This is a genomic window from Dysgonomonas sp. 520, assembly GCF_010501095.1.
Lineage (GTDB): Bacteria > Bacteroidota > Bacteroidia > Bacteroidales > Dysgonomonadaceae > QVMP01.
This window is the reverse complement of the sequence record NZ_QVMP01000010.1, coordinates 90,473-97,487: the sequence shown is the minus strand read 5'-3', so window position 1 is coordinate 97,487 and position 7,015 is coordinate 90,473. Positions and strand designations below refer to the sequence as shown.

Below are 7,015 nucleotides of genomic sequence, written 5' to 3'. Positions count from 1 at the left end.
AAAAAACTTTATTATTCTTATCAATGCTTTTGGTCGGTTTCAAGGCTTATGGGCAGGTAGGAGTGAACACGGAGTCGCCACAAGGGGTGTTTCACATTGATGCGCAAAAAAACACAAACGGAAATACGAATATTGCGGATGACATTGTGGTAAAAGCTAATGGTAATGTAGGTATCGGCACAAATGATCCTCAAACAAAAGTGGATATCCGCAGTACGACACAAGGCGGAGGATTTCGCTTACAGGATGGAACACAGGGAACAAACAGGACGCTGACAAGTGATGCTAACGGAAATGCTTCTTGGAAACCACAAGCAATACGTTCTATTGTACGGCCTAATCAGAATGTAGGTAATACTTTAAGCAATAAATATTCTAGTTTAGGTAAAGGTTTAAGTGCGGGAGCTACCGAATATGTAGGTGTAAGTATCACTTTGCCGGCAGGCACCTGGCAAATATCATATAATGCCACATTTACAATATCTAATCCGACACCGGCTTCTCTTTTATGGAGTTTAAGCAAATCGGGTACAACACTAAATGCTGCTAATACCGTTGGGCAAGTAATGAGTGGTTCTGTTCCGACAAATGGTTATCACTCCCCGGTGGCAGGAGTTTTTCTGGTTACTCATACAACAACTACAAATTATTATGTATGGGTAAAAAATCTTGGAGGAACAGCATTTTATACGGGAGAAGGTCAAATGTGGGCCTTACCAATCAATTAAACCTGAAATAAAAAATAGAAATATGAGATTAAAACTAGTACTTATTATAGCAATACTTTCTTCATATCTTAGCGTAGAGGCGCAGGTTGGTATAAAAACGGAAAATCCTTTAGGTGTATTCCATATTGATCCTTTAGAGAATACTTCCGTCGGAGGTGCGTCCGGAACTTCCGATGATGTAATAGTATTGAATAATGGCAGAGTTGGTTTAGGAATTTCGCCAACCGCAAATTTGCATGTAAATGGAGGCTTTCGTTTAGTTGATGGAACAGAAGGCGCTAATAAAATGTTAGTGTCAGATGCAAATGGAGGCGCTTCGTGGCAATACAAGACATTAGGACAAAGGGTTGGTCCTATATCTCTTGCCCCAATGCTCTCTAACCACGATATTGTTGGATCAACTTTCAGGTACACAGGAGCTTCTATAACATTACCTCCGGGAAACTGGCAAGTGAATCTCAATGCAACTTATCTCAATGAAAATACAACTTCTGTAGCACTTTGGTGGGATTTATGTCCATCTGCTACAACGCATAGTTATTTTGGGCGAGCTTTGAGTTATACAGCACCGCCATCTTCTCACGCACCTGTCTCAGCAGTATATTTTGTGTCACATACAGTAACTACAACCTATTATCTATGGGTTAGAGCCCAATATACTCTCGCCGTGCCAATGAAATATACAGGTGAAGGACGCATGTGGGCTATGCAAATACAATAAATATTACAACGGTTTAACGATAATTGATATATGAAATATAGATTAATATTCTTCTTGCATTGCGTGTTTATGACCATTGCATCAAATGCTCAAATAGGTGTTTATACAGAGAAACCTCAAGGTGTGTTTCACCTTGATACTAATAAGGATAATGATTCAGGAGCAGGAAGTTCGACAGACGATATTGTTATAACCAATAGTGGTTATGTAGGTATTGGAACCGTTACACCTAGTGCACGGTTGGATGTTAGAGGTACTCTCCGATTGCAGGATGGAACCCAAGCAAATGGAAAAGTTCTTGTGTGTGATGCCAGTGGTAATGCTTCGTGGGGAGCAGAACCGTATCCTCCAGTTGTATATCCAAATCAAAATGTAGCAACTCAGCTAAGTGCACGTCCGATAAGTAATATTATGTATTCCGTACCAAAGTATATGGGGATAAGTATTACTTTGCCGGCAGGCACCTGGCAGGTAACTTTTATTTGTACACATTTGAATCCCTCTACCAATACGCGAAGGTCTACAATATGGTGGGATTTAGCAAGAGGAGGTGGAGGAACTAGCCACAATCTAGATGGTGGACGCGTATTGAGTACTGCGGCCATACCTGGCGGCCATATGTCTACTACTGCAACCTATTTTGTATCACATAAAACGACCACAACCTATTATATTTGGGCAGGGAATAACTCAGGACAAAATAATACTTATTTTGGGCATGCTGCCATGTGGGCTATACCTGTTAGTTAACGAGAACTATTATATCAGTTTTACTGATTATTTCGATAAGCGTCAATTGCTTTTTGAGCCAAACCGTGCTTGAGAAGCAATTGATTTGCTTCATCGTAACTTACCGAGTTCATCTATAAGCATGCGGGTACCTCTGTCTAGCAACTTGGCGTTCGATAATTGCATATTCACCATCCTGTTACCTTTTACCCGTCCAAGTTTTATCATTGTTGCGGTGCTTATCATGTTCAGTATCATCTTTTGAGCAGTGCCCGATTTCATTCGGGAGCTACCTGTAACAAATTCAGGTCCAACTATTGTTTCGATTGCAATGTCAGCTTCTTTCGAGATCGGTGAGTTGGGATTGCTGGATATGGATGCCGTTAAAATTCCATTCTTGCGTGCTTCGTGCAAAGCCCCGATAACGTAAGGCGTTGTTCCTGATGCAGCTATACCTATAACAGTGTCTTTTTCGTTGATGTTGTGTTGTTTAAATTCTTCCCAATCGGAAGAAGGTTGTCCTCTGCTTTTTCTACCGGATTTCGCAATGTCTTATCTCCTCCCGCAATAAGTCCGATGACATGTGTAGGAGGCATTCCTAATGTCGGGGGAATTTCGCAATGCGTCAAGTCCCTCTTTTGGTGTTGGCAAATCGGGCTGCCCGATGTTCAAATGATAAACTTTCAGTCCTCTGGCTTTAGCCGAATCGGACAGAGGTGCTAACTTACGGATCGGAGAATTTGGCATCTCGATACCACGTTCAGATATTTCAGGCATATACTACTAAAAATTAAATTGGTGCAAACATACATAAAAATCTCCTATTTGATAAGATCAATTCCATTAAAAAAATAAATTAGCCAGACAATAAAGCAACCTGAATGACAATTTGATAATCGACTAAACTATTAATTGGTTTGAAGCTACAAAATTAAAAAAAATGAAACGGCTTGTATTGCCATAAAAAATATTTACGTATATTTGCACTCTTGTTACCTATAATGATAAAACATCTGTCACTTGGTAAGTGACGGAATCCATAAAAGATACAACTGCTTTTTTTTATATTTCCTTACTCTTTTCTATATATTTTGTTGTTGACGTCTTCTGCTCCTTATTTTCCGAGGAGAATCTCCTAATACTTTGTGGCAAAACTCATTAAAATGAGATAATGAAGTGAACTTGTTTTCTGCCGAAATCTGTTTCAAACTTTTGTTCGTATAGCAAATATCATGACATATCACATTGGTTTTCTGCTGTCTAAGCCATGAATAAGCAGACATTCCAAAAGTCTTCCTGAAACGTTTATTAAAACCCGAATAGCTATAATTCATCCTTTCGGCCAATTGGCGTACCGTCTTGATATAAGCCAAATGAGATCTAACCTGTTCCGAAAAACATAAGTTATTGGTTAAGTATGTTTTAAAGAAAAATTGCAACTCTTCTCTTGAGTAAAAATTCTTCATCACCAAAGACAGTTCCTTAATCTTTAAAATACTAAAATCGTCATCCACAGAGCCTTGCATTCCATACATTTGTAGCGAATATGCGTACGCATATATTCCCGCATTCATGGATAAAATAGATGTCTCATGTTGGCAAGCCATATCTCCGTAAGAATCAATAGGGTACAAGGAATCGAAGACTCCAAATCCATCCGTAACACTGATTGATATGATATCGCTTTTTTCTATTGGATCGATTTCGATCTTGTGTAGAACGGGAACAAACAACATCTTTCTCTCAATCATCTTTTTGGAATAAAGCAACGGAGAAGATATATTTACTTTTCCACAAACCACAAAAACGATCTTACTATCCTCCCAAAATAAATCCAGTTTTTCACCTTTTTCCAGAGAAATAAATTCTATCAATTGTCTTTTTTTTTCTTCTTCCATTTTATCATATAAGTATTTGTACAATAGCGTGTTTTACCAATGTTTATCCAAAATCAATATTAAATTAAATCACCACACATACTTAAATACTTATTAATCAGACATATAAAAAAATTTCTTTACCATATCTTTTTTCATGTGTAACACAAGTGTTTAACAAAAATGTGAAATAAACCAAAACACTTCTCTTGGTTGTCTTTAACCACCTGATTATAAACGTAATAAAAACGTTCATTTAACATCCGTCACTTACCAAGTGACAGATATACAAAACATTAATACAAAGCGTTTTACAATATTCAACACAAAAGAATGAAACAAACAGAAACGAAAAATCAACACAAAAAACAACAAAAATTATGAGAAAAATTATTTTTATTTCGCTGATGATTTTTTCATCAACAATGCTCAAATCGCAAGTCGGAGTAAACACGGAAACGCCTCAGGCCACAATGCACGTAACTCCAACAAAAACAGACAATTCAACTCCCGAAGGCATAATCGCTCCTAACCTCACAAGGGCACAACTGATCGACAAAGACGCACAGTATACCTCAACACAAAGAGGCGCCGTTGTTTACGTAACAAGCATTACGGGAACAACAACTACGAAGACGGCAAATGTCACCTCAATAGGCTACTATTACTTCGATGGCTCCCTCTGGCAACCATTCTACAAGAATATGCCGACTACCGAACCTTGGTATGTTCAGGGAAGTACAACACAGGCAACGAGCAACACGCAGAACATCTTTCAGTCTGGCAATGTTGCTATCGGGTCGAATACTTCAAGCAGCTACAAATTTCAGGTGACGGGCACATCAAACATAACAGGCAACGCCCGCGTGGGAGGTAATTCTACGATTGTAGGGAATGAGTACGTGACCGGCAATGTGGGGGTAGGCACAACTTCGCCAACTACGAAAGTGCACATCAACACAGCTACAAATGGAAATGGCTTCCGCTTGGTAGACGGAACTCAGGCTGATGGCAGGGTATTAACATCTGACGCCAACGGAAATGCACGATGGAGGGAGAGTGGTATTCAGACCGTAAATGCTGTATGGAATAATGATCCAACATTTAGAGTTTCAAGCGATAGAACAGCTGATTATCTCAGCACAGGTTCTACACTCACACTCCCTCCGGGCAGATGGTTAGTAAATACAAGTCTCTTATTTGGTATTGTCGGAGGTATTTATAGCCCATGTACATATTGGATTAGAACCTCATTTACTGATGGTAAAATGACCGCTGGCTCAACTGCAACTATAACAACCGACTATGAGAGCCGTAATAATTTAATGTCCGGATATCTCCTTAAAGACACTAGATTTGCCTTAGTTTCAGGCTCAATGGTTTTAAACAACACAACAACTGCAAACAAAACATATACACTTATAGCTGGCAATTTTCTCACACAAACAACACCTATTATTGTCTCTGATTTCTGGCGCCTAGGGCAAGGAATTCACCTTGAAGACAACATTACAGCGATCAAAATACAAGATTAGAATATAAATACCCTATAAAACAGAAAAGCATCCTTGAAGAATCAAAGGATGCTTTTTCTTATGTAATTCTGAAACTTAGTCGATAAAGTCTACAGTTTCTTCGCCAATCATTTTGCGAAGTGTATTTTTCAACTTCACATATTGAATGAACAAGTCGTGCTCTGCAATTTTGCTAGGCTCGTGCATTGGGCTCTTGAAGTAGAACGACAACCAATCTTGTATGCCACTCATGCCTGCACGTTGTGCCAAGTCTGTAAACAAGACAAGGTCAAGGCAAAGAGGTGCTGCCAAAATTGAGTCTTTACACAAGAAGTCAACTTTCATCTGCATCTTGTAACCCAACCATCCGAACAAGTCGATATTATCCCATCCTTCTTTGTCATCCTTACGTGGTGGATAGTAGTTGATACGTACCTTATGGTATACATTACCATAAAGTTCAGGATAAAGATCCGGTTGAAGGATATTATCAATAACAGATAGTTTCGATTCCTCTTTTGTTTTGAATGATCCCGGATCGTCAAGAACTTCTCCGTCACGGTTTCCTAAGATATTGGTAGAGAACCATCCGCTAAGTCCTAACATACGAGTTTTGAACATTGGAGAAAGAACTGTCTTCAACATTGTTTGACCTGTTTTGAAGTCTTTTCCGCAAATAGGAACTTGTTTTTGAGCTGCCATCTCCCACATTGCAGGAATATCTACAGTCAGGTTTGGAGCTCCATTAATATAAGGAACACCCTCAGCCACAGCTGCATAAGCATACAAGTTAGAAGGAGCGATATCTTTATGATTTTCCTTCATACCTTTTTCGAAAGACGCAAGGTTTTTGTGAACTTCGCCTAGTGGAGTAAACACTTCTGTACTACCACACCAGATCATAACCACACGGTCGCATCCGTTGTCTTTTTTGAACTGACGGATATCTTCACGAACTTGTTCCATCAATTCCCATTTTGTAGGAGCCGATTTCACCCATGTTCCGTGCAAACGTTTCACAAAGTCCTGATCGAAAACCGCTTTCATTGGTTTGATTGTCGACAATTCGTCTTTAACTTTGTCCAGGTCTTCGTTTGTTAAAACTTCGGCGTGTTTTGCCGCCTTATAAACATCTTCTTCGAAAAGATCCCATCCTCCGAAAACAATGTCTTTCATATCTGCCAAAGGCACTGCATCTTTAATCTTCGGGAAACGGTTTTCCTCTCTCTTACCCAAACGCATTGTTGCCAATTGAGTAATAGAACCGACAGGAACACCTAAACCTTTACGGGCAATCAATGTACCCGCAATAAATGTTGAAGAAACTGCTCCTCCAACTCCAACAACAAGAACGCCCAGTTTACCTGTGGCTTCTTTTAATTGTACTTTTTCCATTTTTTGTTTTTTAATTTTTTTTAAAGTTCTACTGCAACCCGCAGTACTCAT

Annotated in this window: 6 protein-coding genes and 2 pseudogenes; 4 read left to right on the top strand and 4 right to left on the bottom strand. The window is 39.2% G+C overall.

Annotation, left to right across the window (positions count from 1 at the left end; genetic code table 11):
* The 3 genes from D0T56_RS08070 to D0T56_RS08060 form a co-directional block, all read left to right on the top strand.
* The coding region (locus D0T56_RS08070; protein ID WP_163319629.1) for a hypothetical protein at nt 1–728 on the top strand (728 nt) is incomplete at its 5' end.
* A 22-nt stretch (nt 729–750) separates the two neighbouring features.
* On the top strand, nt 751–1,449 hold the full coding sequence (locus tag D0T56_RS08065) for a hypothetical protein (RefSeq protein WP_163319628.1): 699 nt from the start codon (nt 751–753) through the stop codon (nt 1,447–1,449).
* A gap of 30 nt (nt 1,450–1,479) precedes the next feature.
* On the top strand, nt 1,480–2,199 hold the full coding sequence (locus D0T56_RS08060; RefSeq protein ID WP_163319627.1) for a hypothetical protein: 720 nt from the start codon (nt 1,480–1,482) through the stop codon (nt 2,197–2,199).
* Nucleotides 2,200–2,219: 20 nt separating this feature from the next.
* Here the strand turns inward: D0T56_RS08060 and D0T56_RS08055 are convergent.
* The 3 genes and pseudogenes from D0T56_RS08055 to D0T56_RS08045 all read right to left on the bottom strand — a co-directional run.
* Nucleotides 2,220–2,795: pseudogene (locus D0T56_RS08055) on the bottom strand (N-acetylmuramic acid 6-phosphate etherase); the annotation flags it as partial.
* Nucleotides 2,791–2,955: pseudogene (locus D0T56_RS08050) on the bottom strand (pyridoxal phosphate-dependent aminotransferase); the annotation flags it as partial. The pseudogenes D0T56_RS08055 and D0T56_RS08050, both read right to left, overlap by 5 nt.
* A 305-nt stretch (nt 2,956–3,260) precedes the next feature.
* Nucleotides 3,261–4,076, bottom strand: a complete 816-nt coding sequence (locus tag D0T56_RS08045; RefSeq protein ID WP_163319626.1) for an AraC family transcriptional regulator — start codon at nt 4,074–4,076, stop codon at nt 3,261–3,263.
* Between the two features lie 359 nt (nt 4,077–4,435).
* Between D0T56_RS08045 and D0T56_RS08040 the strand changes: the two genes are divergently transcribed.
* Complete coding sequence (locus tag D0T56_RS08040; protein ID WP_163319625.1) at nt 4,436–5,590, top strand: hypothetical protein; 1,155 nt, start codon at nt 4,436–4,438, stop codon at nt 5,588–5,590.
* 75 nt (nt 5,591–5,665) lie between these two features.
* Here the strand turns inward: D0T56_RS08040 and D0T56_RS08035 are convergent, their stop codons facing one another.
* The gene (locus D0T56_RS08035; protein ID WP_163319624.1) at nt 5,666–6,964 is read right to left on the bottom strand and encodes an inositol-3-phosphate synthase; all 1,299 of its coding nucleotides are present in this window, start codon (nt 6,962–6,964) and stop codon (nt 5,666–5,668) included.
* Between the last annotated feature and the right edge of the window lie 51 nt (nt 6,965–7,015).